The sequence below is a fragment of the Paenibacillus sp. IHB B 3415 genome (assembly GCF_000802655.2).
Taxonomy (GTDB): domain Bacteria; phylum Bacillota; class Bacilli; order Paenibacillales; family Paenibacillaceae; genus Paenibacillus_AQ; species Paenibacillus_AQ phytohabitans.
The window spans coordinates 56,221-82,871 of record NZ_JUEI01000040.1 but is presented as its reverse complement, the minus strand read 5'-3'; the positions used below and the strand labels follow the sequence as shown (position 1 = coordinate 82,871).

The following is a 26,651-nucleotide window of genomic DNA, read 5'->3' as shown; positions in this document are numbered from 1 at the left end:
CGCCGGGGGCAAGCCGCTCGGCGGTTAATTTATGAGCAAAGCTAAGGACGGACATGAAGCCCATTAGCCCTTCCTCCAATACTTACCCTGCCAGGTATCACGGGCAATCAGCTCGTGGTCAATGGCATTCAGAACTTCCCACTTCTTCAGGCTCCACATCGGGCCGACCAGGGAATCACGCGGAGCATCGCCGGTCAGGCGGTGGACAATCATGTCCGGCGGCAGAATCTCCAGCGAGTCGGCAATCAGCTTCACATACTCATCCTGCTCCAGGAAGCGCAGCAGGCCGGCTTCGTATTGCTTCACCATCGGCGTTTTGCGCATGAGGTGAAGCAGGTGGATTTTGATCCCCTGCACGCCCATGTTGGCAACAGCAGATACAGTCTCCAGCATCATCTCATGCGTTTCCTGCGGAAGTCCATGAATGATATGGGTGCAGACCCGGATACCGTGACGGCGGAGCTTCGCCACGGCTTCGGTATAACAGGCTGTATCATGCGCCCGGTTAATCAGATCAGAGGTAGACTGGTGGATGGTCTGAAGACCCATCTCCACCCACAGATAGGTGCGCTTGTTCAGATCGGCAAGGTATTCGACCACATCATCGGGCAGACAGTCCGGCCGGGTAGCGATGGCGAGGCCGACCACACCCGGCTGCTGCAGGATAACCTCATAATATTCCCTTAGCTCCTCAACCGGAGCGTACGTATTGGTGTAGGCCTGGAAATAGCCGATATATTTGGCGTTTGGCCATTTCAAGTGCTGGCGGTCACGTACATTGTTGAACTGGGTAACCAGATCATCGCGGCGGCTTCCGGCGAAATCACCAGACCCTCTGGCGCTGCAGAAAGTGCAGCCTCCTTTGGCGATGGAACCGTCACGGTTTGGACAGGTGAAGCCGGCATCCAGCATGACCTTGAACACCTTGGTATCCATCTGATCACGCATTTCATAGTTCCAGGTATGGAACCGTTTATCCCCCCACAGAAGCGGAGAGGAGGTCTGTAGAAGATTAGACATGTGCAGCTCCTTTCATTAACCTTCCCATTGTATCAAAAATCAAAGAAGAGCGTAACAATTACTCCCGGAAATCCGGCGGAAAAAGGCTAGAAATAGGCTGGAAACAGCCGGGATTCCGCTTGTAAATGCTTACACATTATGTTATATTTAAAGTGTAAAAAAGCCGCTGCAGCAACCACAATCACATTTTTGAATTCATAATTTCGTGTCGTCCGGTCCATAATAAACCATAGAGGTGATAACGATGAATTCTCCAACGGTGTTTCCCGATAATAAAGGTTCGATTGATGTGCAGCTGACTCCCGATGAGGCCCTTGCCCTAACAGGCGTGGAATTTAACGGTAACCACAAGATTAAGACCGAAGCGCAGCGCAAGATCCGCAGTGCCTTCGAGAAGACATTTGATTTTAACGCTCCGGCAAGGTAGACTATGTACTGTTGAAAAGTGGACCCCAATTCCAAATACAACAAAAAGGGATTTTCCAACCGGCCTTTTTCAGGCTGGACGGGGAATCCTTTTTTTTGAATTTTTGCAGGGATATTTTCAGCTTCCTGCTTAAATCCCTTTACTTTTGACGGCAAGTTCGGCACAATATTGCAAGTGGCAGTTATCCTAGAGACTGCGACGAAATAAAGTACCGCTAATTTGTTGACAAAGCTCCCAAAACCGTGGAGATTTTGTCAACAAAAGCGGGTACTAATTTCCTCGCAGCTCCCTATTCACAGATAATGCAATAAGAGATAAGCGGAGGAATACCTAATGCGTTTACGCGGAAGAAAAGGAATACGTGAAAGCCTTGAGGAGCAGACTGACCTGGTCATCCTTGATCCACGCAGCCTGAAGGGCCGGTGGTCGGAGCTGTTCGGCAATGATCATCCGATTCATGTGGAGTTCGGAATGGGCAAGGGGCAGTTCATCAGCCAGATGAGCTTCAAATATCCCGGTATCAATTTTATCGGCGTTGATATGTACGATGAACTGGTGCGGCGTGCAGCCGAGAAGGCCAGAAATGTGTGGGAGCCGGCAGGGGAAGAGACGCCGCCGAACGTCAGAGTGGCACTGGCCAATATCGATTATGCGGAGGAAGTATTTGCTCCGGGTGAACTGGAACGGATCTATCTGAATTTCAGCGATCCGTGGCCGAAGAGCAAGCATGCCCGCCGCCGTCTGACGCATCCGCGTTTTCTCGACAAATACCGCGGACTGCTTAGTCCGCTTGGCGAAATCCACTTGAAGACGGATTCCCGCAGCCTGTTTGAATTCTCCCTGAATGCTTTTGCCGACTATGGTCTGCAGATGAAGAACATCTCCCTTGATCTGCATGAAGGCGGCGTGATCAATGAAGAGCATATCATGACGGAATATGAAACCGAATTTTACGGACGCGGTGTGAACATTCAGCGCTGCGAGGCCATTGTCGGGGAAGAGGCGCTGAAGCAGTATCAGGCCTCCCGGCTGGACAAATACCGCCTGTAATCCGCCCACGGGTAAGAAGTATCTTTCCTCATTATTGGCTGTACAGTGCAAATGGCAGTCCGGGGAATCTTCCCTGGGCTGCCATTTGCCGTTTATCATCCAATATAAGAAGGTGTATGCCTTAGGTCCCATTGTTCTATAAGAATCCGGGAGGCTATTCCAGCATGTCAATGATGCTCTGGGCGCTTTGCAGCGGGTTGAACCGGGAAATCTCCTCCAGATGGGCTTTGCGTTTGGCCCGCACATCCCCGTAGTCGCCCAGCAGCCGTTCCATCCAACGGTCGACCACATCGAGGGAGCTTATAGGTTCCCCGAAGCCGGCTGCCGTGAAATAACGGCAGTTTTCTTCTTCCTGCCCCGGCAGCGGTGAATGGAAGAGCATAGGGATGCCCTTGGCCAATCCTTCGCTGCAGGTCATTCCGCCGGGCTTGGTGACCAACAGGTCCGAGACCTCCATGAGCTTATCGACTTCACGGGTGAAGCCCAGCAGCTTGATGTTGGGGTGGCTGTAGCGCGGGTCTTCCTGCATTCCGCGCAGCAGCTTGTCGTTCTGTCCGAGGCAGAACACAAGCTGCACCTTCTCCCGCCAGCCGGCGAGGGCTTCGTTCACCACCTCATCGTTCATCATGCCCCAGCCGCCTCCCATGACCATGACCGTAGGCATGTTCCGGAGGCTGAACTGCTTCTGGATCTCTTCCCGGCCGGGATGCTCCCAGAAATCGGGATGTACCGGCATACCGGTTACCCGGATCTTGGCGGCAGCAACACTGCGGCGGCGAAGCTTGGCCTTGACCTCCGGTGTAGAGACCAGATAACGGTCTACTTCAGGACTAATCCAGCTGGCATGGGCGTCGTAATCCGTGATGACTGTGATCAGCGGCGCTTTCAGCGAAGGGTCCAGCCGCTTCAGTCGGGAAACCACAGCGCCGGGAATGAAATGAGTGCAGACGATGATGTCCGGCTTTAGCTGCTTCACAATATTTTGCGTATGCGTATAAAATATGCGGTGCAGGGCAAGTGTGGTAAGACGATTGAATGATTTCTGGTGCCGGTACACATAGCCCATCAGCCGGGGCTGGGAGATCACCGTTTTGCGGTAGGCAGAGACAATGATCGGTGCCATCTTGGGATTGAGGAAGCTTCCAAGCTCCAGCACCTTCGTCTGCACATCAGGCGACAATTTGCGCAGGCTGCTCGACAGCGCGTATGCTGCTTGGGTATGCCCTGCGCCGAAACCTTCCGACAGCAATAATACTCTTTTTTTGCGCAATGTATAGTTCACCTGTTCTTTAGTGGTATTCAGGGGTCCGGCAGCCGGGAGGTCGTTAGACCCATAGCGCAAGCGTGCCTGCGGCAACACCGGAGCCGATTACCGCACCAGCGATGACATCGGACGGATAATGTAGCCCGAGATAGATCCGGGAGAAGCCGACCGTGCAGGCGAGCGGAAGTAAGATATAGGTCAGGGCAGGGTAAGCCATCATATAAGGAACCGTAGAGGCGAAGATAGCTGTAGTATGGCCTGAAGGAAAAGAATGATCCTTAAGCGGATTATGAAACGTATTGGTGCCCGGCAGCGCCAGATAAGGCCGCATGCGCGGATAGAGCTTTTTGGCAACGGCAACGGGCAGATGACTTACAGCCAGTGCGGTCAGTGCCTGTAGTCCTGTAGTTCTCCATGGCTGTGGACACAGTGCCCAGATCAGAATATTGATACCGATGGAGCTCGTAGCTCCTCCGAGATGAGTGAGGTACCAGAGCCAAAAGTTCAGAAAACGGTTGTGCAGCCGTCCGTTAATCCATTGAAAGAGAAGCCGCTCCAAGAGATGCAGTTTCTTGAAAAAAGGTCTCATATCTTGTCCCTCCGTTAGTCCGGCTAAAGATATTTGGCGCAGCTTAAGCAGCAGGTTCCAAGAGCTGAAGCTGTCTTTATCATACTTTTTTAAGGCAGTCCATTTCAAGAAAAAGCTCGGAATCACTCGAAAAATGCCAGTTTTGACTTGTGTACCCCAATGCGTCTACAATGATTCAAGCAGGAAGATCCCGTTTATAAGGTAACAGAGAAATAAGGATTCGGCCATGATCCGGATACCATGTTCATATCTTAGGAATGGGGCTAATACACAATTCGGAAGCCTGCCCGAGAAAAAGGGATAATTCTTGTCTGCTGTAAGGGATGCAACAAAAGGGTCAGAAAGAACGTTAACAAGCCTGAGAGAGAAAGAGAACATCTAGACTTGGAAAAGGGGGCATCAAAAGATCATGACAGACGCATTGTTTGTTACGCTCCAAGTGATCTTGGCGGCAATTGCAGTTTATCAGTTTGCATTCTCACTGTTTGGACTGCACAAGAAAAAGAACAAGGTTAAGTATGCGCCGCAAAAGTCATTTGCCGTACTGGTTGCCGCGCACAACGAGGAAGAAGTAGTCGGCGCGTTAATGGAAAATTTGAAACAGCTTAATTATCCCCAGGAACTGTACGATGTATTTGTCATCTGCGATAACTGTACGGATAATACAGCAGCCATCGTACGGGAGCACGGCATGAATACCTGTGTACGTACCAACACGAATCTTCGCGGAAAAGGTTATGCTATCGAGTGGATGCTCAAGGAGCTGTGGGCGCTGCCCCGCCAGTATGATGCTGTCGTGATGTTCGATGCCGACAACCTCGCGCATACCGAATTCCTGACCGAAATGAACAATGATCTATGTTCAGGCGGACGTGTAATTCAAGGTTATATCGATACCAAGAATCCGGAGGATTCATGGATTACCGCTGCTTATGGCGTATCCTACTGGTACATCAACCGGCTCTGGCAGCTGTCGCGCCATAATCTGAAGATGGCCAACTTCCTCGGCGGAACAGGCATGTGCTTCGAGACGAACCTGCTCAAAGAGATGGGCTGGGGGGCTACAAGTCTGGTGGAGGATTTGGAATTCACCATGCGCAGCGCTTCTAAGGGTGTGTATCCAAGATTCAACTATGATGCCAAAGTCTTCGATGAGAAGCCGCTTACGTTCAAGGCTTCCTCCAGACAGCGTCTGCGGTGGATGCAGGGGCATTTCACAGTCGCCCGCCGTTATTTCTTCCCTTTGCTGTGGCAGAGCATCAAAGAACGCAGCCTGACGAAGTTTGACTTGGCGCTTTATGGAGCGAACGTCTACATTGTGCTGCTGACGTTCCTGATGACGGCGGTAATGTGGATCGACAACTCCTTGTTCGATGGTCCGCATATTGCTAATATTTACGGTCATTTGCCGCTCTGGCTGAGTTACTTTGCCATTGGCGCCAATATTCTGACCTTCCTGCTGGCCATGGCGCTGGAGAAGGTGAAGTTCAAGAAGGTATATCTGTACCTCCTGGCCTTCCCGGTTTATCTGCTTTCGTGGTACCCCATTACGTTCTACGCGTTCTTCACGCAGAACAACAAGCAATGGAGCCATACCAAGCATACGCGCGTGGTGCGGCTTGAAGAAGTGCAGAGCAAGCAAGTGTAGTATAATGCCTGATTGTTATCTAAGTATTTTTTGGGGAAGATATTGACACTGTTCGCTCAGTGTTGTATAGTATTCAAGTATGCAAAACATAGGGATTGCAAGCAGAAGCACCGGCTTCTCACCTGAACGGCTAAATTGCCGGCTGGTTTTGATCTCAATGCTTTATGAATGGTTATAATTCATGAACGTTGATCAAACGGGGTGTCGGGGAGTTACCGGCATCCCTTTTTTATGGAGAACCGCATTACAAGAAGATCCGGAGGTGGAGTATTATCAGTAAGGAACATATGATCAATGATGAAATTCGGGCCAAAGAGGTCCGGCTGGTTGGAGCAGAAGGTGAACAAATCGGGATCAAACCGATCCGCGAGGCGTTGCAGATGGCGATCGATCTTAATCTTGATTTAGTCAATGTAGCACCGCAGGCGAAACCGCCGGTATGCCGCATCATGGATTACGGCAAGTTCCGTTATGAAACGCAGAAGAAAGAGAAGGAAGCGCGCAAGAACCAGAAGATCGTGGATATCAAGGAAGTCTGGTTCCGTGCTAACATTGAAGAACATGATTATCAGACCAAGTTCCGCAATGTTATCAAGTTCCTGGGCGAAGGCGATAAAGTGAAGTGCTCCGTTCGTTTCCGCGGACGTGAGATTACCCATGCGAGTATCGGCCAGAAGATCCTGGAGCGTGTGAAGAACGAAGTGGAAGATATTTCTGTTGTTGAGCGCCAGCCTAAGCTGGAAGGCCGCAGCATGATTATGATTTTGGCTCCAAAAGCCCAATAATCCTGGAGTCACTTGCACAGCAATTTGGCGCCGCATAATATTCAAGGAGGAAACACCATGCCTAAAATGAAAACACATAGCAGCCTGAAAGGCCGCTTTAAGATCACTGGAACTGGTAAAGTATTGCGTTACAAAGCTCACAAGAACCACTTGCTGTCCCACAAATCGAAACGCGCAAAACGCGTATTGAACGGCAATCCAGTAATGGCCCCTGGGGATGTAAGACGTTTGAAACAAGGACTTGCTAACTTGAAATAGTTAATTACACATTTTTGGGAGGTTTATTAATATGGCAAGAGTTAAAGGCGGATTTGTAGTTCGTCGTAGACATAAAAAAGTGTTGAAACTGGCAAAAGGTTACTTCGGTTCCAAGCACCGCATTTTCAAAACAGCTAAAGAGCAAGTAATGAAATCGATGGTTTACGCTTACCGTGACCGTCGTCAGACTAAACGTAACTTCCGCAGACTGTGGATCGTTCGTATCAACGCAGCAGCGCGTTTGAACGGTCTTTCCTATAGCAAGCTTGTATACGGCCTGAAATTGGCTGGCGTAGAAGTGAACCGTAAGATGCTGGCTGATCTGGCAGTGAACGATCTGAACGCATTCAACTCCCTGGCTGTAGTTGCCAAAGAGAAGATCAACGCGTAAGAATGATATAAACCGAAAAGCACCGCCTGCGGGATGTCCCGCGTGACGGTGCTTTTTTGTGCCGTAAGGCTGAGCTGCTGCTCCCTGCTATATTGAAGGAACAGAATTCCGGAGAGTGCTATTCCCAGTACTTTGTTGTGCTAAGCTGTGAAGCCAGCTTCTTGCTGCTGGCGCGTCTGATCTTGCGCAGCTCCGAACGCTCGTTGGCCGATTGGCAGATCAGCTTTTCTTCCTCAGTCTCGGCAATGATGGCCGGAACCGGGGATGGAGTGCCATCTTCATGGACAGCAACGAAGGTAAGGAACGATGTGGCGGCAACAGCGCGTTCACCTGTATAGAGGTTCTCCGAGATGATTTTGACGAATACCTCGATGCTGGTGCGTCCCGTCCAGGAGACGAAGGATTCGAAGCAGACGGAATCTGTTGGCCTGATCGGCAGAAGGAAGTCTACAGAGTCAGCGGAGGCGGTTACCACATTCGTACGGCAGTGGCGCATGGCCGAGATGGAGGCAACTTCATCAATTGTGCTCATCAGTTTGCCGCCGAACAATGTTTTGTGGTTGTTAACATCATTCGGAAAGACACGGCCGGTTTTGAATACGCGGGATTCGTGGCAGTATTTAGAGGCCGGAACAACTTGAGGTTTGTTTTCTTGATCCATTTCAGTAACTCCCTTTGCAAACAATATGTAAACATTCATGATAATAGAAAAGCCATCACTGTGCAATAATAACGTTAATGCGCGGGTATCACAAGATGAATTTCGAGGTTTCCTGACACCTACCATACATAGCGGTTACATGTCGTGTCATGGTAAGCGGTTTCTTGTTGAAAAATGCAAATTATTATTGACCTGAGGTCATTAATAGACTGGATTTTAGCTTTTTTTGCAGGTATAATTTGTTCTAATGGTATGTCCAAGCAGAACACAGAAGACATCCAATTTTCTAAGGGGGATCACATTCGATGAAGAAGTTTTACCAACTATCTTTAGTTATGGTTATGGCATTCACTGTTATTTTGGCAGGATGCGGAAACAATAACAACGCAAACACCAATGCTGGAGCAGCAACTACTGCACCAACCACAGATGCAGCAGCAACAGAAGCACCAGCACCAACTGAGGCTCCTAAGGCTGTCAAACTCGGTCTCGTAACTGACGTGGGCGGCGTTAATGACAAATCCTTTAACCAATCCGCTTGGGAAGCCCTGCAGGCTCTGGAAACAGAATCTGGCGCTGAAATCAAATACCTGCAAAGTAAATCCAATGCAGACTATGAGCCAAACCTTAACCAATTCGTTAAAGGCGGCTATGATCTGACTTGGGGTATCGGTTTTGACCTTGGCGATGCAGTGTTGAAGGTTGCTAATGAGAACCCGACTGCTAACCTGGCAATCATCGACAGCGTAGTAGAAGCTCCTAACGTTGAATCTGTTACATTTGCTGAGAACGAAGGATCCTTCCTGGTAGGTGTTGTTGCAGGTCTGACAACCAAAACTAACAAAGTAGGCTTCATCGGCGGTATGGAAAGCCCGGTTATCAAACGTTTCGAAGTTGGCTTCAAAGCCGGCGTATTGGCAGTTAACCCTACTGCGAATGTAACAATTACTTATGCAGGTGCTTATGACAAGCCTGATACTGGTAAATCCCTGGCTGCTACCCTGTATGATGCAGGCAATGACATCATCTTCCCGGCTGCCGGCGCTACAGGTAACGGCGTATTCAATGAAGCTAAATCCCGCAACAAAGCTGGCGGTACTAAAGTATGGGTTATCGGCGTAGACAAAGACCAATCCCTGGAATTTGGCGATGACGTAACTTTGACTTCCATGATCAAACGTGTTGACGAAGCGGTTAAGAAAGTTTCCCAGCAAGTGGTTGACGGAACATTCAAAGGCGGCACTACAACTGTTCTTAGTCTGAAAGACAACGGCGTAGGCCTTCCTGAAACATCCAAAGCTAACGTTTCTGCAGAAATCCTGGCTAAAGTTGACGAGTACAGCAAACAAATCATCGATGGAACAATCACTGTTCCTGCCGAGTAATTCTTTGCCTCACCTTTACTGGATTTAACCATATCAAGAAACAAGGCCGGTTACTTGAGCTGGCCTTGTTCTCTGTTACAACATTTGTTATAGGTATACACAGCGGTACCGTCCTGCATAGGGCGGTACAGCCGTGTCTATAAGGCAGTATTATATATTCTGTGATGAGGGTGATACCATGAGTGCTGCGGCTCCTGTCGTAGAGTTGAAGCAAATCACAAAACGCTTTCCCGGTATTGTCGCGAATGACTCTATCAGTCTGACGCTGGAAAAAGGCGAGATACATGCACTGCTTGGTGAGAATGGGGCAGGCAAATCAACCTTGATGAATATCGTATTCGGACTGTACCAGCCCGATGAAGGCAGCATCGAAATCGACGGGAAACCGGTTATTATCGATAACCCCAATAAGGCTATTGAGCTTGGCATTGGTATGGTTCACCAACATTTCAAGCTAGTAGAGCCTTTTACGGTAACCGAGAACATTGTTCTTGGCATGGAACCGAAAAAAGGTCTTAAAATCGACTATAAATCCGCTGCGGAGCAGGTTCGTAAGCTATCGGAGCAGTACGGTCTTCAAGTCAATCCAAATGCCAAAATTCATGACATTTCGGTAGGCATGCAGCAACGGGTAGAGATTATGAAAACCCTGTACCGCGGAGCGGATATACTTATATTCGACGAGCCTACCGCTGTACTTACGCCCCAGGAAATTACTGAACTGATGGCGATTATGAAGCGGCTCGTTGCCGAAGGCAAGTCCATTATACTTATTACCCATAAGCTGAAAGAAATTATGCAGATTTCCGACCGTGTAACCATTATCCGGCGGGGCAAAGTAATTGATACCGTTAAGACCTCCGGCACGAATCCGAACGAGCTAGCCGAAAAAATGGTCGGACGCGGTGTTACCTTTAAAGTAGACAAGCAGCCCGCACATATTGGTGAAGGCATCCTGAAGCTGTCGGATGTCAGAAGTAAAAACAAGGATGGGGTCCCTGTGCTGAACGGCCTCAGCTTTGAAGTGAAAGCGGGCGAGATTCTGGGGATTGCAGGAGTCGACGGCAACGGACAAAGCGAGCTTATTCAGGCGATTACCGGTTTGCGCAAGATCGATTCCGGTTCAATTACAGTTTCGGGCAAGGAAATTGCCAACCACTCTCCGCGCAAGGTGTCTGAAATGAATGTCTCCCATATCCCGGAAGACCGGCATAAGCATGGACTGGTACTTGATTTCACTGTAAGTGAGAATATGGTGCTGGAAACGTATTATAAGAGCCCGTACAATCAGAACGGATTCTTGAATAAGGATGTTATCAACAAGCATGCAGAAGATCTGGTGAAGCAATTCGATGTGCGTACGCCTTCAATTGAGAACAAAGCCCGGTCATTATCCGGCGGTAATCAACAGAAAGCGATTATTGCGCGGGAAATAGACAAAAATCCGACGCTCCTGATTGCAGCACAGCCTACACGCGGCCTTGATGTCGGAGCCATTGAATTTGTTCAGAAGCAGCTGATTGCCCAGCGTGACCAGGGCAAAGCCGTATTGCTGATCTCTTTTGAACTGGACGAAATTATGAATGTATCCGACAGAATTGCTGTTATTTATGAAGGGCAGATTGTCGGAGAAGTATTCCCGCAGGATACGAATGACCAGGAACTGGGTCTGATGATGGCGGGCAGCTTGAAGCGGGGAGGCCACGCGGATGTCTAGAATCAAAAAAATATTCGCTACAGACACCTACATTATTCCGCTTATTGCGATTCTGTTGGGTTTCCTGGTCGGCGCTATCGTTATGCTGATTGGCGGATACGATCCGGTTGCAGCCTACTCGGCGTTATTCAAACGCGTATTCGGCAGTCCATACGATTTCGGTGAAGCTGTGCGCGAGATGACTCCGCTAATGTTCACAGGTCTCGCGGTAGCCTTTGCTTTCCGTTCTGGGATGTTTAACATTGGCGCCGATGGTCAGGTAATGATTGGTATGACGGCTGCTTCAGTAGTCGGCATCAAGCTTGGCGGCGTATTGCCTGCATTCCTGCTTGTACCTCTTGCGGTGATTGCGGCTGGTGTATGCGGCGGACTTTGGGCGGGGATTGCCGGTTACCTGAAGGCCAAACGCGGAATCAACGAAGTTATTACTACGATCATGTTGAACTGGATTGCGCTCTTCCTGTCGAACTATATTGTCCGGACATTCCTGCTCTTACAGGGACAGAACCGTTCGGAAGATAATCCGGCATCGCTGTCGATGACCTTCCTGTTCTCTACATTCGACAATGCCCGTCTGCACTGGGGAACGGTTATTGCCCTTGCAGCAGCTACATTCTTCTACGTCTATTTGTGGAAAACCAAGCAAGGTTACGAAATGCGTGCGGTAGGTTTGAACCCGCATGCTGCAGAATATGCAGGTATGAATGTAGGACGCAATGTGATCAAAGCGATGTTCATCAGTGGTGTGTTCGCCGGATTGGCGGGAGCTGGTGAGGTACTGGGTGTCTTCCATTATCAATCGGTATTCGCGGCATCACCTGGTTATGGATTCGACGGTATCGCTGTGGCTCTGCTCGGGCTGACTCATCCGCTCGGCGTCATTCTCGCTGCAATTCTATACGGTACGCTTACGTATGGTTCTGCAGGGATGAGCTTTGGTGCTGATGTACCTCCGGAGCTGATCCGTATTGTCATCGGTTCAATTATTTTCTTCATTGCTGCGCAAGGCATTGTACGCTGGGTGCTCAAACCGTTTTACTTCAAGCGCAAGAAAGAGAAGGTGTTATAGATGGAAATCTTAGGCCAACTGCTCAATACAACGCTTGTTTTTTCCACGGCGCTTATATTTGCCGCCCTTGGCGGCATCTTCTCTGAACGATCCGGTGTCGTCAACATCGGACTTGAAGGCTTGATGATGTTTGGTGCATTTGCCGCAGCAGTAGGCGGGTACTACGCTCAGGAAGCAGGAATGGGTGAATGGGCGCCATGGGTTGGTGTGCTTAGTGCCATGGCTGTGGGTGTGATTGGTTCACTGATTCATGCGGTGGCTTCGATAACCTTCAAGGCCGACCAGACGATAAGTGGTACGGTCATCAACTTCCTTGCCGCGGGCAGTACACTGTACATGGTTAAGCTAATCTTCGACGGATCCGGTGAAACTCCGCTGATCGACGGTTTTAGCAAAGTATCCATTCCCGGACTTTCCAAGATCCCAGTGATCGGAGAAGGGATTTTTAATTCCTATCCAACGACCTACTTAGCGATTATATTGGTAGTTGTTATTTATTTCGTCCTGTTCAAAACTCCGTTTGGACTCCGTCTGCGTGCAGTCGGTGAACATCCGAGTGCAGCAGATACACTGGGTGTAAATGTAAACAAGATGAGATATATTGGCGTAATGCTGAGCGGCCTGCTGGCTGGTATCGGCGGAGCCACGATTACTTTGACAACTACCGGTACGTTTGCGCATAATACTATCTCCGGACAAGGCTTCATTGCCATTGCGGCGATGATCTTCGGTAAATGGAATCCGCTGGGTGCTTTCGGAGCAGCCGTATTCTTCGGTCTGTCCCAGGCCATCCGTAACTATGTGCAATTGTTTGAATGGTCCAAGAGCATTCCGCAGGAATTCATTTTCATGATTCCTTATGTACTAACCATCATCGTACTTGTAAGTGCAGTCGGACGTTCTTCGGCACCTAAGGCTTTGGGGGAACCGTACGACCCGGGTAAACGCTAGGGTCAGTATCTCCTTGTTTAATTCTTTTTCGTTGCAGAGCGCATTTTCGGTTATCCGGAAATGCGTTTTTTTATTAGCAGTGCTGCTGCTCCTTCATGATTCGGGCAGGACAGATGTACAGGCAAATACCGGCTGAGGCGAATAGACTGCTTAAGAAACTCATTAGGAGGGATATTATGGCACAGCCGGTTACGAAAAAACAAGTGATGAAGCTGGTGGGTAAAAATATCGTTGCAGTAAAAAAAGACGGCTCCAAGGTCATGGGCAAGTTACTCCGTGTTTCGGGCAACCGTCTTGTTCTACAGCGTATCAGTGGTAAAAAAGTACAAACCAAAGCATTGATTCCGCTTGTATTGTTTGATTTGCTGGCCGTCGGTACGGCTCCATACGCTTATGGCGGTGGAGGTTATGGATATGGAGGCGCTCCTTATGGAGGCGGATATGGTTACGGCTCTGGGCCGGTTCCCGGTCCTTACGGCGGTTATGGTCCTGGTCCCGGTTATGGTGTTCCGCCTATTGGATTCTTTTAAGCTGTAGAGCGGCCTGAGTTCATCAGATAAACTGTTTTTCAAGCTCATAACAGTAGTTTTGCGGTTGATAACGGGCTACGCTGTAGCCCAGTTTTTCATAAAAGGCAAGACCGGCTGTATTCCCGGTATCCACAGAAACCTTTGCCCGCCGGCATGCACGTGATAGTGCAAACCGCTCCGCTCTGTCCATCAGCATATTTCCGTAACGTCTACGCCTTGCATTAGGCGCAATGGCGAGCATATCGATATATAACAAATCTCCATGCAGCATAAAGTGTACGAACCCCAGCGGATCACTCTCATAGTCAGGACAAGCCACGAGAGTAACGCCTTGCCCCAGACGGCGGGGCAGATCTTTTCTGACCTGATTGATAATCGTCTGTGGAAGATGGGATAGCGGGACAAGCTGCTTTTCAATCAAGTCAAAAATGACGGTGTCATCCTGCTTGGGTCTGCGGTAACGAATCATAAAATGCCCCCTTTCCACGCATTGTCGTACATCATATGCCCTGCTTGGTGTGGGCGTTCCGGAAAGGGTAGAACAACATTTTGTGAAGAATTTAATATATATCAGGAAGATGGGTATTGACTTACCGTGTGAGGAAATCATATAATGTGTCTAAACATTTTAACGAACATACATGTATCGGCGATGAAGAGGACGAAGTTTTAAGGGCTCTTTTGTTCAGAGAGTGAGAGGAATTGCTGCAACCTCCACCAAAATCCCTTATATACGAGCTCACCTCGGAGCTGTTTCCCTGAAAGGTCCATCAGCATGAGCGGTGGAATTATTAGGGGGAATCGTTTAGTCCGCGTTAGGGACTTCAGGTTACAAAGATTTGGGCCCTGCCTACATCGATGGATTTTTGTATCCTGATAAGGCATTTCATCGTGAGATGTAATGCAAACATGGGTGGTACCACGGAAGCTAAACCTTTCGTCCCTCACGCGCTTATTCTGCGCGTGGGAGGCGAGAGGTTTTTTTGTTGAATGGGGAGAATTTACGGCCTGTTCGCCAATATTAAAGGTTGTATAAAAGACGTCCTGTCATTTGAATAATGAATGTGAACAATCGAAGGGAGGAATACTGATGAGCGCGCAATTACCGGAAGAAGTGCGGTCTATAGAGCAGTTACGTGAGAAATGGAAAAATCCTGAGGTGATTACAGGGTCCGAAGTCCTGCTGCGCAGTCTAGTACTGGAAGGTGTGGATACTGTATTCGGATATCCGGGCGGGGCTGTACTCTATATCTATGATGCTCTTTATGGATTCGATGATTTCAAACATATTCTGACACGCCATGAGCAGGGAGCGATTCATGCGGCTGACGGATATGCCAGAGCGAGCGGCAAAGCAGGCGTATGTATCGCCACTTCAGGCCCGGGGGCAACCAATCTGGTAACAGGAATTGCAACTGCATTCATGGACTCTGTTCCGCTGGTGGTAATCACCGGGAACGTATTCTCCAGCCTGATCGGCACAGATGCTTTTCAGGAAGCGGATATTACCGGTATAACGATGCCGATTACGAAGCACAGCTATCTGGTACGGGATGTTGAAGACCTGCCGCGAATTATTCATGAGGCTTTCCATATCGCGAATACGGGACGCAAAGGTCCGGTGCTGATTGATATTCCGAAGGATGTATCGGCTGCGAAGACATTGTTCACTCCGGTTCAGCAGCAAGGCGTTAACCTTCGCGGCTACAACCCGCGCACGGTGCCTAACAAGCTTCAGCTCGATAAGCTGGTGAAGGCCATTGCTGCTGCAGAGCGTCCGATTATTATTGCTGGCGGCGGGGTCATTTACTCCGGAGCGCATGAGGCCATGTATGAATTCGTGAAGCGTACAGAAATTCCTATTACTACAACACTGCTGGGTCTGGGCTGTTATCCGAGTGCGGAGGATCTGTGGATGGGAATGCCGGGCATGCACGGTACCTATACAGCGAACAATGCGATTCAACAATGCGACCTGCTGATTAATATCGGTGCCCGGTTTGATGACCGTGTAACCGGTAAGCTGGATGGTTTCGCTCCTAAAGCCAAGATTGTTCATATCGACATCGATCCGGCGGAGATCGGCAAGAATGTATCGCCTGATATTCCGATCGTTGGCGATGTCAAAACCGTGCTGGAAATGCTGATTCCTGATGTTAAGCGGGCCGCGAATGCGGATGCCTGGAGAACGCAAATCGCCCAGTGGAAGCTGGATCAGCCGCTGCGTTATAAAGATTCAGAGTCAGAGCTGAAACCGCAATGGGTGATTCAAATGATTAATGACACCACTAAAGGCGAGGCAATTGTTACTACTGACGTAGGACAGCACCAGATGTGGGCTGCACAATATTACAAATTCAATCACCCGCGCGCATGGATTACTTCGGGTGGTCTTGGTACAATGGGCTTCGGCTTCCCTGCGGCAATCGGGGCGCAAATGGCACATCCGGAGCGGCTGGTAGTCTCCATTAATGGTGACGGCGGCATGCAGATGTGTTCACAGGAACTTGCGATTTGTGCGATTAATAAGATTCCGGTCAAAATCGTTGTAATTAACAATCAGGTACTGGGAATGGTCCGGCAATGGCAGAATCTCATCTATGAGAAGCGTTACAGCTATACCGATCTTGCCGGCAGTCCGGATTTTGTGAAATTGGCTGAAGCTTACGGAGTTAAGGGTCTGCGGGCTACGAATAAAGAGGAAGCCGGAGCCGCGTGGAAAGAAGCCCTGGAAACACCTGGACCCGTCCTGGTAGAATTCGTTGTCCCTAAAGACGAGAATGTCTACCCGATGGTAACCCAAGGGTCAACCATTGATCAAATGCTGATGGGGGATGAATAGCGGTGATGAGACATACGATTTCCGTGCTTGTAAATGACCAGCCAGGTGTGCTGCAGCGGGTATCCGGACTGTTCGGCCGCCGGGGGTTCAATATTGAGAGTATTACTGTAGGACAGTCTGAAGAGATTGGGCTGTCCCGGATGGTTATCGTTACTCTTGGAGACCAGCATACGCTTGAGCAGATTGAGAAGCAGCTCTATAAGCTGATTGATGTCATCAAGGTTATAGATCTTGGCTCCAAGCCCATGGTTGCCCGTGAGCTCGCGTTGATTAAGGTCAAGGCTGATCCGGCTGAGCGGCCTGAGATTATGGGTGTTGTCGAAACCTTCCGGGCCTCGGTAGTGGATATCGGAACAACAAGCTTACTAGTACAGGTGGTAGGAGAGACCCAAAAAATTGATGCTATGATTGAGCTGCTGAAGCCTTATGGCATTAAGGAACTGTCACGAACAGGTGTAACGGCGATGATCCGCGGCAATGCGTGATCGTCACAATTTACAGCTTTAACGAATTACTGCTTGCTTGCATTAATTTATTAAGATATGGTTAGGCTTTCCCGCGAAAGAGCGGGGGCTTGAGGAGCACGCCAATGCATAGGTAAGGAAGCCCCGCGCTCTTGAAGCACCCGCTCTTTACGATGGGTCCAAATTAAAGGAGGATATTGACAATGGCAGTTACAACGTACTATGAACAGGATGCAGAACTTAGCGTATTAAAAGGAAAGACAATTGCAGTAATCGGGTACGGAAGCCAAGGGCATGCTCAGGCACAGAACTTGCGTGACAGTGGACTTCAGGTTGTCATCGGCCTGCGTGAAGGCAAATCCTTTGAAACTGCCAAGAATGACGGTTTTGAAGTATTGTCTGTAGCAGAAGCAGTATCCCGTGCAGATGTAGTGCAGATTCTCATGCCGGACGAAACACAGGCATCCGTATATAAGAATGAAATTGAACCGAACCTGAAGAACGGCGCGGCTCTGATGTTCTCCCACGGTTTTAACGTACATTTTGGTCAAATTGTTGCTCCTAAGGATGCAGACGTGCTGCTGGTAGCACCTAAGTCCCCGGGCCACATGGTTCGCCGTACTTATGTTGAAGGCTTCGGAGTTCCCGGCCTGATCGCCATCGAACAGGATGCAACTGGTAATGCCAAGGCGATCGGACTTGCATATGCCAAAGGTATCGGCTGTACCCGTGCAGGAGTTATCGAAACTTCCTTCCGCGAAGAAACAGAAACAGATTTGTTCGGTGAACAAGCTGTCCTCTGCGGCGGTGTATCCGCACTGATCAAAGCCGGATTCGAAACACTGACAGAAGCCGGTTATGCTCCTGAGATGGCTTACTTCGAGTGTCTGCATGAAATGAAATTGATCGTGGACCTGGTGTATGAAGGCGGACTTGCCACTATGCGCGATTCCATCAGTAACACAGCTGAATACGGTGATTATGTAACCGGACCACGCATCATCACGGATGAAACCAAAAAAGCAATGAAAGAAGTGCTGTCCGATATTCAACAAGGTAAATTCGCCCGCGACTTTATCCTTGAGAACCAATCCGGCCGTGCCTTCCTGACAGCTACCCGCCGCAACGAAGCCGCTCATCCGGTAGAAGTGGTAGGAAGCCAGCTGCGTGAAATGATGCACTGGATTAAGAAATAGGACATATACTTAAGACTACATGAACCATAGGTGATTCTCAGATGCGGCCGTAATTTTGCGAGCCGCATTTGGGGATTTATGGACAATTTGCAGGAGGTGCTCAGCATGCGGAAAATATATGTGTTCGACACGACGCTGCGTGACGGAGAGCAGTCACCGGGTGTGAACCTCAACACACGCGAGAAGGTGGAAATCGCCTATCAGCTGGAGAAGCTGGGAATTGACCGGATGGAAGCCGGATTCCCTGCGGCATCGCCCGGAGATCTGGCTGCGGTTAACGCAGTGGCCAGAGCCGTGAAGAACGTCACTTTGATTGGCCTCTCCCGTTCCAGAGAGAGTGATATCGATGCGGTTAAGGAAGCGCTGCAGGGAGCACAGGATCCTTGTATTCATATTTTCCTTGCTACATCACCGATTCACCGCCAGCACAAGCTCCGTATGGATAAAGCACAGGTACTGGAAACTGCGCAGTCGGCTATCCGTTATGCCAAGAAATATTTCCCCAAGCTGGAGTTCTCTTTGGAGGATGCCGGCCGGACAGAACGTGATTTCATGGCTGAAATGGTGTCGATGGCGATCCGTGAAGGAGCCAATGTGGTGAACATTCCTGATACTGTGGGCTATTTGAATCCTTCGGAATACGGAGCGATTTTCAAATTCCTGAAGGATACGGTGCCGGATATCGAACGGGTACAGCTCAGTGCACATTGTCATAATGATCTGGGGATGGCTACCGCTAATACGCTTGCTGCCATTCAGAATGGTGCGGATCAGATCGAAGGGACGATTAACGGCATTGGTGAGCGGGCAGGAAATACAGCTATTGAAGAGGTAGCGCTGGCGCTTGAGACCCGCAGCGAATTTTTTGACGCCAAAACTTCACTGGTCCTGTCCGAAATATCCCGTACCAGCCGCTTGGTCAGCAAGCTGACCGGGATGGTAGTGCCCGGGAATAAAGCCATCGTCGGTGCCAACGCCTTCGCCCATGAATCCGGTATTCATCAGGATGGCATGCTGAAGGAGAAGACAACCTACGAGATCATGACACCTGAAACGATAGGCCTCAAAGAAAGTAAGCTGGTGCTTGGCAAGCACTCCGGACGCCATGCCTTCCGCGACAAGCTCAGTGATCTGGGCTATGACGTCCCGGAGGAAGAGCTGAATGCCGCTTTTGCCAAGTTCAAGGATCTGGCGGACAAGAAGAAGGAAGTCTCGGATGAGGATATTCTGGCTCTTCTGGAAGAGAAGCTGATCGATACACCGGAGACCTTCAGCCTCCAGACGATATATGTGACTTATGGTAATGAAGCTACGCCAACGGCCAAAGTTATTATTAACGGGCAGGAGCCGCAGCCGATTGTGGCAGTTGCCGAGGGCAATGGTTCCGTAGATGCGATCTATAACGCCATTGATCAGGCTACTGGTGAAGAAGTCACCTTGGGCGACTATTCGATCAAGGCAGTCAGCAGAGGCAAAGACGCGCAGGGTGAGGTTCATGTTGTGCTGTCCCAAGGCGAGATCGCAGCGCAGGGCCGCGGACTCAGTACCGATATCCTGGAAGCGAGTGCCAGAGCCTATCTGGATGCACTGAACAAGCTGATTGAGAAGCGTAAGACGCTGCTCCCGGCTGACCAAGCCAGCCTGTAAACGATATATATAGTAGCTTTACACTAAATTAAAACCTGAGTTTAAGCCATTGGGCCAGCAGAACATTCTGCTGACCCAATGGCTTTTTTTGTTTTTCTTAGGGGGTTTATGAGTTTATCAGCGGTTTGTCAGTGATTTATCAGTGACTTTAGTTACAATTTATCTTGTCATAATCACGCCTTTTGGCACTTACTTTGTCAATACTAAGCGGTTTTTAGGAAATTGGAGTGAGAAATGGAGAAATATACATATGAAAGAGGGAGAGGTCTTGAGATTAATGAAAAAGAAAAAATGGGCACTGGGGCTTGGAATAATACTGTTTGTAACATCTTTCGCTCATGCAATGGGTTTCTTCACCAATGTAAATGCGGATGCAAATGATACTCAAATCACTGAAAATATTGTGAAAAGCGTGACATTATCCGTGTACGAAAGTGATGGCACACAGGTAACAGATACCGTATATAAGATCGATTCTACCATTAGGCTTGATCTAACCTATGAGCTTCCGGAGGATGAAGATAACAATCCGATCTATAAGGGGAATGCTACGTATACCTATAAGCTCCCTGATCAATTTCAAATTGACAAAGAAATGAAAGGGCCGCTGGTCTTCAGCGAGTCCCCGACTGGTGATGTTGGAACTTATACAGTAAAAACTGACAACTTAGTTATTTTTAATTTCAACAACATTAGTGATTATTACTCACAAATTAAAGGTACCTTCTGGGTTCAACTCAAACTCAGTCAAACCAGAACCACCGGCAGCACGGTACAGGTGCTTCCTTTCCCGATCGCTGGGAATGCTAATAACGAAATTACCATTCACATTAAACCTGCTAAGGGGGATATTATCACTAAATCAGGAATACCTCTGCCGCAAAAATATAATGCGAATAAGATTGAGTGGACGGTAGATGTCAACACGCTTTTAAATAAGCTCAGCGATGCAGCAATTACAGATCCGATGCTGGATGGCCAGGAGTTGGATCTCTCTTCGATCGCTGTATATCCGCTCGCGGTAAATATTAACGGGGATTTGACCCAGGGCAGTCAGCCAGTCAGCACGGGGCTTTACAGCACGGAAGGCAGTGACAGCACCCAATTAAATCTTAAATTTAATAATCCGGTCAGTGAAGCTTACCGGGTGAAATTTACGACGAAGCTTCCGGTTACGGAGCAGACGACCTATACTAATAAAGCCAAACTCACTGATAATGGTGCCAGCCAAGGCGAGGCAACCGGATCAGTCGGAATTCAGCTAGGCCAGACCCTGGAGAAGATAGGCGGTTCATATAATCTAGCTGAGGAAACCATTAACTGGGAAATCAGATATAATTACAATGAGAAAGCAATTACGGCAGATAAAGCTGTTCTGAAGGACTATTTCAATAAAACCCAAGATTTGGTGGATGGTTCAATTGTTATTTACAAAATGAAGATCAGCTCAACCGGAACCGCTACGAATGACGGAACTTTAGTAAGAGATACGGATTATACTGTAACCACTTTAACTGACAGAGCTGATAATCAGAAAGGTTTCCAAATCAAATTTAATAATGATATACAATCCGCATACCGGATTGTATACAAAACGAAAGCGGCCAGCCGTGTATACGATAAACAGACCATTACTAATGAGGTTAATTATAATGGGATAAAGAAAACGGCTGACGTTAATACCGCTCAGCAAATTTTGACTAAACAGAACGGTTATGATGTAGATTACGCGAATAAAACCGTAAAATGGACAATTAAAATCAATGAAGACAAGAAAACAATGACCAATCTGGTATTGACGGATACGTTTAATCTCGGTGGGCTGAAGCTAATTGGGGAGCCGGCTGTTTCTCCTTCACTTATTAAGGGGACTGATTATGAACTAATCCCGGTTGGGACTAATACCTTCAGTAAAGATGACGGCTTTAAAATGAAATTTTTAAAAGAAATCAATCAGGCTTATACAGTTACGTACACTACCAATTTTGATTTTTACAGCTTAACAAGCGGTACAGTTTTCGAAAATACTGCATCCATGGTCTGGGATGAGAATACATCAGGCGCACCGTATACCTCTAAAGGCAAATTCGATCCTGATATCAAAGTTAAGAATAACGGCATGAAGACAGGCAGCTATGATGTATTAAATAAAGAAATTACCTGGGAAGTTGGAGCGAACTATAACAAGAGAAGTCTGCCTGCAGGCACAATGTTAATTGACACGCTTCCGGCAAGCCAGCAAATGGTAGGGGCCGACCCTATTACTGACGTTAGCTCTGTTAAGCTATATGAGCTGAATTATAATAACACAGGGACTGCAGTAAAAGGAGACCCTATAACTACCGGCTACACTGCAAGTTTAACTGACGGCGGAAGAAAGCTTAAGGTTGAATTCTCAGGAGCAGTTAACTATGCCTTCTATGTTGTTTTCAAAACAAAGTTTGTTGGGGATGATATCAGTCTGGATAAAGTCACTAATACTGCTACGTTGTATAGGGCACCGAATAATGCGGCATCTAATGCTTTAACTGGGGACGCATCTGTTAAAAATGGCGGTCAATATATAGTGAAATCCGGAGCTGTGGATAGTTCTGATAATACGCTCGTAAACTGGCAATTGATAATAAATGCGAATCAGTCCAAGGTGAGTGGTGTACAGATTCTGGATACTCCAAGTACAAATCAGGTGCTGCTGCCGGATAGCTTCAAGCTCTTTACAACTACAATCAAGCCAAATGGCGACGTGACCCCAACTTCTACCACGTTGGAAAAGGGGAAAGACTATGCACTCGATATCATTACAGACTCCAGTGGTAATGACAGCTTTAAGCTGGTGTTTTTAAAGCCTATTGCTGAACCTTATGTGCTCAATTATCAATCTGCAATTACTGCGGTAGGAACAGTAAACGTAACTAATTCCGTAGCTTTCAGCGGAACGGGTTATACGCAGGTAAATAAATCGACCTCAACCAACGACAGCGTTTGGATTAGTGAGAGCGGGGGTACGGGCAGCGGGATTAGAGGCGCGCTCAAGCTGACCAAAATGAATACGGACAGTACGAAAGCTCTGTCCGGAGCCCAGTTCTCCTTGCAGCGTAAAGTAGGTGCGGATTTGGTTACTGTTCCAGGGACATTCTCAAGTGATGCGAATGGTGTAATTGAATTCCCGAATTTGATGCTTGGTAAATATGTCCTGAAGGAAACCAAGGCACCAACAGGTTATATACTCGATACTACAGCGCGTCTGGTTACCATCAATTCAACAACAGCCGTTCCACTGACTGTAACGAATGATCCTTACGGCTCACTTAAGCTGATCAAAGTGGATAAAGATGATGCGACCAAGAAGCTTACAGGTGCAAAGTTTGAGTTGTTTAATTCCAGCAAAGTTTCATTGAATAAATTTGCCACTACCAGTACTAACGGCGAAGCTATATTCGCTAATTTGAAATTCGGAGATTATTTCATTAAAGAAGTAACAGCTCCGTATGGATATGATCTGGATAGTACGATGTTGAGTGTAAAGATTGACTCCGAAGTGCAGAAGGTGCTGGAGCCTATCAAGAATACAGCAACTATAGGCTCACTTAAGATCATTAAGGTAGATGCCGTCTCCGGAAAGAAGCTGGAAGGAGCCAAGTTTGAGCTGAACAATACCAGCGGTGTTCAGGTTGCAGCAGCAACTACCAATGCCAGTGGTGAGATTATTTTCCCGAATTTGAAGGTTGCAACATATAAACTGGAGGAAGTCAAAGCTCCGGCCGGGTATGATCTGGATGGGACAATACGCGATATTTTAATTACCTCAAAGGATCAGCAGACGCTGCAGGTAACGAATACAACAACCTTGGGGTCACTCAAGTTTATAAAGGTGGATGCAGCTGATGCCACTAAGAAGCTTGAGGGAGCAAAGTTTGGGCTTTATTATATCAGCAATGTTCTGGTTAAAGAAGCTACTTCTAATAGTAATGGTGAAGTCATATTTACTAATCTGAATCTTGGAACTTACACTCTGAAGGAAACCGTACCACCGACCGGGTATGAGCTGGATGGGACGGTGCGTGATGTCAAGATTGATTCCAAGACACAGCTTGTTCTGAATGCAATACCAAATAAAGCATCCACGGGCTCACTCAAGTTCGTTAAGGTAGATACAGCTGACGGAACGAAGAAGCTCTCAGGAGCAAAGTTCGATTTGTATAACGCCGGTAACAATGCTTTTGTTGCCTCAGCTATTACCGAAGAAAATGGTGAAATTGTATTCGGTGATTTGAAGTTCGGAAATTACAAGCTGGTGGAGGTTATTGCTCCAACCGGATATGATTTAGATGAAACAGTACGCAATATCAAGATTGATTCAAAGGATCAGCTGGTGCTGGACCCAATTAAGAATACCAAAACCTTGGGCTCACTCAAGATAAGTAAGGTAGATTATAATAATGTGAATAAAAAGCTTGCCGGAGCAGAGTTCAGACTCACGAATACCAGCACAAATGTGGCGTTGACGGGTGTTACGAATGCCGATGGTGAAATTGAATTCTCTGATCTGAATCTTGGGGACTATACCCTGGTGGAAACCAAGGCCCCATACGGATATGATTTGGATGCAAGGGTACGCAATGTCAAGATTACTTCGAAGGATCAGCTTGTTCTGACCCCAATTGTGAATATAGAAACCATCGGCTCGATTAAGTTTGTTAAGGTCGATGCAACTGACGGGACGAAGAAGCTTGAAGGAGCTGTATTCAAGCTCACGAATTCCAGCAAGGTTGTGGTAGGAACAAAGACTACCAATGCCAGCGGTGAAGTTGTATTCGATAATTTGAAGGTCGGAGTCTATACCCTGGAGGAGACGGCGGCTCCAGCCGGATATGACTTGGATGGAACACCACAGAATATCACGATTGATTCCAATGTACAGAAGGTACTGGCTCCGATTAAGAACGTGGAAACCCTGGGTTCACTTAAGCTCATCAAGGTAGACGCTGCTGACGCGACGAAAAAGCTTGCCGGAGCAGAGTTCAAGCTCACGAATTCCAGCAGCGGTGCTATAGTAACAGGCACCACCAATGTTAATGGTGAACTGGTATTTAATGATTTGAAGCTAGGCGAGTACACATTGCAGGAAACCGAAGCTCCAGCCGGATATGATCTGGATGGGACAGTGCATAACATCACAATCAGCGAGAAGGCCCGGCAGGTACTGGCTCCAATTACAAACCAAGAAACCTTAGGTTCGCTCAAGCTAGTTAAGATAGACGCCACAGACGCGACGAAAAAGCTTACGGGAGCAGAGTTCAAGCTCACAAATTCCAGCAATATTGTGGTAGCGACGAAGACTACCAATGCGAACGGTGAAATTGTGTTCGATGATTTGAAGCTGGGTACGTACACGCTGGAAGAAACAAAGGCTCCGGCCGGGTATGAATTGGATTCAAAGCCGAAGGACGTCACAATCACTGTGAAAGCCCAGCAGGTGCTGGCTCCAATTACAAACCAAGAAACCTTAGGTTCACTCAAACTCATTAAAGTAGACGCCGCTGACGCGACGAAAAAGCTTGCGGGAGCAGAATTCAAGCTCACGAATTCTAGTAAGATTGTGGTAGCAACAGGCACTACGAATGCGAATGGTGAAATTGAATTCAATGATTTGAAGCTGGGTACGTATACTATAGAGGAAACCAAGGCGCCCACAGGATATGATCTTGATCCAACGGAGCGCACTATTACGATTAATTCAAAGGTGCAGCAGGTATTAGCACCAATCACGAACCATGAGACCTTGGGTTCAATCAAGCTCGTTAAGATTGCCGAAGGTAACGCAGCGAGAAAGCTTGCCGGGGCTGAGTTTAAGCTTTATGATTCCAGCAAGAGCGTAGTTGCAACGGGGATTACCAACGTGAATGGTGAGATTGAATTTAAGGATTTGAAGCTTGGAGTATACACACTGCAGGAAACCGTGGCTCCAACCGGCTATTATTTGGATTCAACGGAGCGCAGCATCATAATTGATTCGAAGGTACAAAAGGTGCTGGCCCCAATTACGAATAAAGACATACCGGCACCGACAGGAGCGCCCGGAACGAATCCGGTGGTTACTCCAACACCTACTCCGGTTAGTACGGTAACGCCAGGTGTAACTAGTACACCAGGTCCTTCCGCAACAGGAGTACCTGGCGTAACGTTTACACCGGGACCTACACCAATAGCGACCTTAAGTCCTACTGCACCTGCAGTAAGCAGCACACCGACGCCACAGGCTACGTTAGCAACTACTGTTGAGGATATTCCAATCGATGGGGAAATTCCGCTGGGCGGCATTCCAAGCATTAGTGTGGAACCGTCACATGGTACAGTAGTCGTTACACCAGACGGCAAATGGACTTATACTCCTGATCCGGGATATACCGGCAAGGATGAGTTCACCATTACTGTAACGGATGAAGACGGCAATGATCAGGATATCATTATTGAGGTGGGTGTTGACGAAGTGCCGACAGGTACGGTAACTGACACAACCTCCGGTGAAGATGGCCTGCCTGGAGATCTCCCTAAGACAGGCGAAGAAAGCCCGCTTCCATTGTATCTGATGGGTGGGGGACTGATCGTTCTGGGAATTATCCTGGCACAGAGATTCAAGACACGCAATAAACCGGAGTAATAAGTGACAGCATAAGCAAGGTTACATTGGTATACAGACAACCCGCCCGAAGCAAATGCTACGGGCGGGTTGTCTTGTTCTTATATTCAGCAGAAG

General features: G+C 48.1%; 21 protein-coding genes. 16 read left to right on the top strand and 5 right to left on the bottom strand.

The genetic code is table 11. From position 1 onward, the window contains the following. Positions 1–63: 63 nt before the first annotated feature. Entirely contained in the window at positions 64–1,020 is a 957-nt protein-coding gene (locus tag QW71_RS18315; RefSeq protein WP_039301554.1) for a TIGR01212 family radical SAM protein, read from the bottom strand. 244 nt (positions 1,021–1,264) lie between these two features. On the opposite strand from QW71_RS18315, the gene QW71_RS18310 reads away from it, so the two are divergent. Together QW71_RS18310 and trmB are read left to right on the top strand one after the other, a co-directional pair. Beyond that, positions 1,265–1,447: a hypothetical protein gene (locus QW71_RS18310; protein ID WP_039301551.1), complete on the top strand. Its 183-nt coding sequence runs from the start codon at positions 1,265–1,267 to the stop codon at positions 1,445–1,447. A 333-nt stretch (positions 1,448–1,780) separates the two neighbouring features. Next, complete coding sequence (gene trmB / locus QW71_RS18305) at positions 1,781–2,497, top strand: tRNA (guanosine(46)-N7)-methyltransferase TrmB (protein WP_039301548.1); 717 nt, start codon at positions 1,781–1,783, stop codon at positions 2,495–2,497. Positions 2,498–2,651: 154 nt separating this feature from the next. Here trmB and QW71_RS18300 read toward each other — a convergent pair whose 3' ends face one another. Together QW71_RS18300 and QW71_RS18295 are read right to left on the bottom strand one after the other, a co-directional pair. Beyond that, on the bottom strand, positions 2,652–3,767 hold the full coding sequence (locus QW71_RS18300; protein WP_039301545.1) for a UDP-N-acetylglucosamine--LPS N-acetylglucosamine transferase: 1,116 nt from the start codon (positions 3,765–3,767) through the stop codon (positions 2,652–2,654). A 55-nt stretch (positions 3,768–3,822) separates the two neighbouring features. Beyond that, a complete protein-coding gene (locus QW71_RS18295; protein WP_039301542.1) occupies positions 3,823–4,350 on the bottom strand; it encodes a phosphatase PAP2 family protein in 528 nt (175 codons plus the stop codon). A 409-nt stretch (positions 4,351–4,759) separates the two neighbouring features. On the opposite strand from QW71_RS18295, the gene QW71_RS18290 reads away from it, so the two are divergent. The 4 genes from QW71_RS18290 to rplT all read left to right on the top strand — a co-directional run bounded on the left by QW71_RS18290 (position 4,760) and on the right by rplT (position 7,432). Further along, positions 4,760–5,998: a glycosyltransferase family 2 protein gene (locus QW71_RS18290; protein ID WP_039301539.1), complete on the top strand. Its 1,239-nt coding sequence runs from the start codon at positions 4,760–4,762 to the stop codon at positions 5,996–5,998. 287 nt (positions 5,999–6,285) lie between these two features. Beyond that, on the top strand, positions 6,286–6,783 hold the full coding sequence (gene infC / locus QW71_RS18285) for a translation initiation factor IF-3 (RefSeq protein WP_039301536.1): 498 nt from the start codon (positions 6,286–6,288) through the stop codon (positions 6,781–6,783). A 57-nt stretch (positions 6,784–6,840) separates the two neighbouring features. Beyond that, positions 6,841–7,041, top strand: coding sequence for a 50S ribosomal protein L35 (gene rpmI, locus QW71_RS18280; protein ID WP_036696104.1), 201 nt, complete (start codon positions 6,841–6,843; stop codon positions 7,039–7,041). 31 nt (positions 7,042–7,072) lie between these two features. Then, positions 7,073–7,432: a 50S ribosomal protein L20 gene (gene rplT / locus QW71_RS18275; RefSeq protein ID WP_036649386.1), complete on the top strand. Its 360-nt coding sequence runs from the start codon at positions 7,073–7,075 to the stop codon at positions 7,430–7,432. A 118-nt stretch (positions 7,433–7,550) separates the two neighbouring features. Here rplT and QW71_RS18270 read toward each other — a convergent pair whose 3' ends face one another. Continuing rightward, the gene (locus QW71_RS18270; protein ID WP_039301523.1) at positions 7,551–8,093 is read right to left on the bottom strand and encodes an acyl-CoA thioesterase; all 543 of its coding nucleotides are present in this window, start codon (positions 8,091–8,093) and stop codon (positions 7,551–7,553) included. Between the two features lie 305 nt (positions 8,094–8,398). Here QW71_RS18270 and QW71_RS18265 point away from each other — a divergent pair, with 305 nt between their 5' ends. The 5 genes from QW71_RS18265 to QW71_RS18245 all read left to right on the top strand — a co-directional run bounded on the left by QW71_RS18265 (position 8,399) and on the right by QW71_RS18245 (position 13,745). Continuing rightward, on the top strand, positions 8,399–9,478 hold the full coding sequence (locus QW71_RS18265) for a BMP family protein (protein WP_039301521.1): 1,080 nt from the start codon (positions 8,399–8,401) through the stop codon (positions 9,476–9,478). A gap of 178 nt (positions 9,479–9,656) precedes the next feature. Further along, complete coding sequence (locus tag QW71_RS18260; protein WP_039301518.1) at positions 9,657–11,195, top strand: ABC transporter ATP-binding protein; 1,539 nt, start codon at positions 9,657–9,659, stop codon at positions 11,193–11,195. Next, positions 11,188–12,264 carry an ABC transporter permease gene (locus QW71_RS18255; RefSeq protein WP_039301514.1) on the top strand — a complete coding sequence of 359 codons (1,077 nt, stop codon included), beginning with the start codon at positions 11,188–11,190 and terminating at the stop codon, positions 12,262–12,264. Before QW71_RS18260 ends, QW71_RS18255 begins: the two co-directional genes overlap by 8 nt. Beyond that, positions 12,265–13,215, top strand: a complete 951-nt coding sequence (locus QW71_RS18250; RefSeq protein ID WP_039301512.1) for an ABC transporter permease — start codon at positions 12,265–12,267, stop codon at positions 13,213–13,215. Between the two features lie 176 nt (positions 13,216–13,391). Beyond that, positions 13,392–13,745 carry a hypothetical protein gene (locus tag QW71_RS18245; RefSeq protein WP_039301509.1) on the top strand — a complete coding sequence of 118 codons (354 nt, stop codon included), beginning with the start codon at positions 13,392–13,394 and terminating at the stop codon, positions 13,743–13,745. A gap of 22 nt (positions 13,746–13,767) precedes the next feature. On the opposite strand, the gene QW71_RS18240 is transcribed toward QW71_RS18245, so the two are convergent. Further along, positions 13,768–14,214: an N-acetyltransferase gene (locus tag QW71_RS18240; protein WP_039301506.1), complete on the bottom strand. Its 447-nt coding sequence runs from the start codon at positions 14,212–14,214 to the stop codon at positions 13,768–13,770. Between the two features lie 621 nt (positions 14,215–14,835). On the opposite strand from QW71_RS18240, the gene ilvB reads away from it, so the two are divergent. The 5 genes from ilvB (at position 14,836) to QW71_RS18215 (ending at position 26,555) form a co-directional block, all read left to right on the top strand. After that, the gene (gene ilvB, locus QW71_RS18235) at positions 14,836–16,587 is read left to right on the top strand and encodes a biosynthetic-type acetolactate synthase large subunit (RefSeq protein WP_039301503.1); all 1,752 of its coding nucleotides are present in this window, start codon (positions 14,836–14,838) and stop codon (positions 16,585–16,587) included. 5 nt (positions 16,588–16,592) lie between these two features. Next, on the top strand, positions 16,593–17,072 hold the full coding sequence (ilvN, locus tag QW71_RS18230; RefSeq protein WP_039301592.1) for an acetolactate synthase small subunit: 480 nt from the start codon (positions 16,593–16,595) through the stop codon (positions 17,070–17,072). Positions 17,073–17,254: 182 nt separating this feature from the next. Beyond that, positions 17,255–18,247: a ketol-acid reductoisomerase gene (gene ilvC, locus QW71_RS18225; protein ID WP_039301500.1), complete on the top strand. Its 993-nt coding sequence runs from the start codon at positions 17,255–17,257 to the stop codon at positions 18,245–18,247. A 105-nt stretch (positions 18,248–18,352) separates the two neighbouring features. After that, on the top strand, positions 18,353–19,894 hold the full coding sequence (locus tag QW71_RS18220; RefSeq protein WP_039301498.1) for a 2-isopropylmalate synthase: 1,542 nt from the start codon (positions 18,353–18,355) through the stop codon (positions 19,892–19,894). 277 nt (positions 19,895–20,171) lie between these two features. After that, positions 20,172–26,555, top strand: coding sequence for a SpaA isopeptide-forming pilin-related protein (locus QW71_RS18215; RefSeq protein WP_160311822.1), 6,384 nt, complete (start codon positions 20,172–20,174; stop codon positions 26,553–26,555). Positions 26,556–26,651: the final 96 nt, after the last annotated feature.

Excerpts from the sequence above, each read along its gene's own strand:
- QW71_RS18215 (WP_160311822.1), top strand. The coding sequence starts at position 20,172 with ATGAAAAAGAAAAAATGGGCACTGGGGCTTGGAATAATACTGTTTGTA.
- ilvB (WP_039301503.1), top strand. The coding sequence starts at position 14,836 with ATGAGCGCGCAATTACCGGAAGAAGTGCGGTCTATAGAGCAGTTACGT.
- QW71_RS18250 (WP_039301512.1), top strand. The coding sequence starts at position 12,265 with ATGGAAATCTTAGGCCAACTGCTCAATACAACGCTTGTTTTTTCCACG.
- infC (WP_039301536.1), top strand. The coding sequence starts at position 6,286 with ATGATCAATGATGAAATTCGGGCCAAAGAGGTCCGGCTGGTTGGAGCA.
- QW71_RS18315 (WP_039301554.1), bottom strand. The coding sequence starts at position 1,020 with ATGTCTAATCTTCTACAGACCTCCTCTCCGCTTCTGTGGGGGGATAAA.
- QW71_RS18310 (WP_039301551.1), top strand. The coding sequence starts at position 1,265 with ATGAATTCTCCAACGGTGTTTCCCGATAATAAAGGTTCGATTGATGTG.
- QW71_RS18255 (WP_039301514.1), top strand. The coding sequence starts at position 11,188 with ATGTCTAGAATCAAAAAAATATTCGCTACAGACACCTACATTATTCCG.
- ilvC (WP_039301500.1), top strand. The coding sequence starts at position 17,255 with ATGGCAGTTACAACGTACTATGAACAGGATGCAGAACTTAGCGTATTA.
- QW71_RS18245 (WP_039301509.1), top strand. The coding sequence starts at position 13,392 with ATGGCACAGCCGGTTACGAAAAAACAAGTGATGAAGCTGGTGGGTAAA.
- QW71_RS18295 (WP_039301542.1), bottom strand. The coding sequence starts at position 4,350 with ATGAGACCTTTTTTCAAGAAACTGCATCTCTTGGAGCGGCTTCTCTTT.
- rplT (WP_036649386.1), top strand. The coding sequence starts at position 7,073 with ATGGCAAGAGTTAAAGGCGGATTTGTAGTTCGTCGTAGACATAAAAAA.
- ilvN (WP_039301592.1), top strand. The coding sequence starts at position 16,593 with ATGAGACATACGATTTCCGTGCTTGTAAATGACCAGCCAGGTGTGCTG.
- trmB (WP_039301548.1), top strand. The coding sequence starts at position 1,781 with ATGCGTTTACGCGGAAGAAAAGGAATACGTGAAAGCCTTGAGGAGCAG.
- QW71_RS18240 (WP_039301506.1), bottom strand. The coding sequence starts at position 14,214 with ATGATTCGTTACCGCAGACCCAAGCAGGATGACACCGTCATTTTTGAC.
- QW71_RS18220 (WP_039301498.1), top strand. The coding sequence starts at position 18,353 with ATGCGGAAAATATATGTGTTCGACACGACGCTGCGTGACGGAGAGCAG.
- rpmI (WP_036696104.1), top strand. The coding sequence starts at position 6,841 with ATGCCTAAAATGAAAACACATAGCAGCCTGAAAGGCCGCTTTAAGATC.
- QW71_RS18260 (WP_039301518.1), top strand. The coding sequence starts at position 9,657 with ATGAGTGCTGCGGCTCCTGTCGTAGAGTTGAAGCAAATCACAAAACGC.
- QW71_RS18290 (WP_039301539.1), top strand. The coding sequence starts at position 4,760 with ATGACAGACGCATTGTTTGTTACGCTCCAAGTGATCTTGGCGGCAATT.
- QW71_RS18270 (WP_039301523.1), bottom strand. The coding sequence starts at position 8,093 with ATGGATCAAGAAAACAAACCTCAAGTTGTTCCGGCCTCTAAATACTGC.
- QW71_RS18265 (WP_039301521.1), top strand. The coding sequence starts at position 8,399 with ATGAAGAAGTTTTACCAACTATCTTTAGTTATGGTTATGGCATTCACT.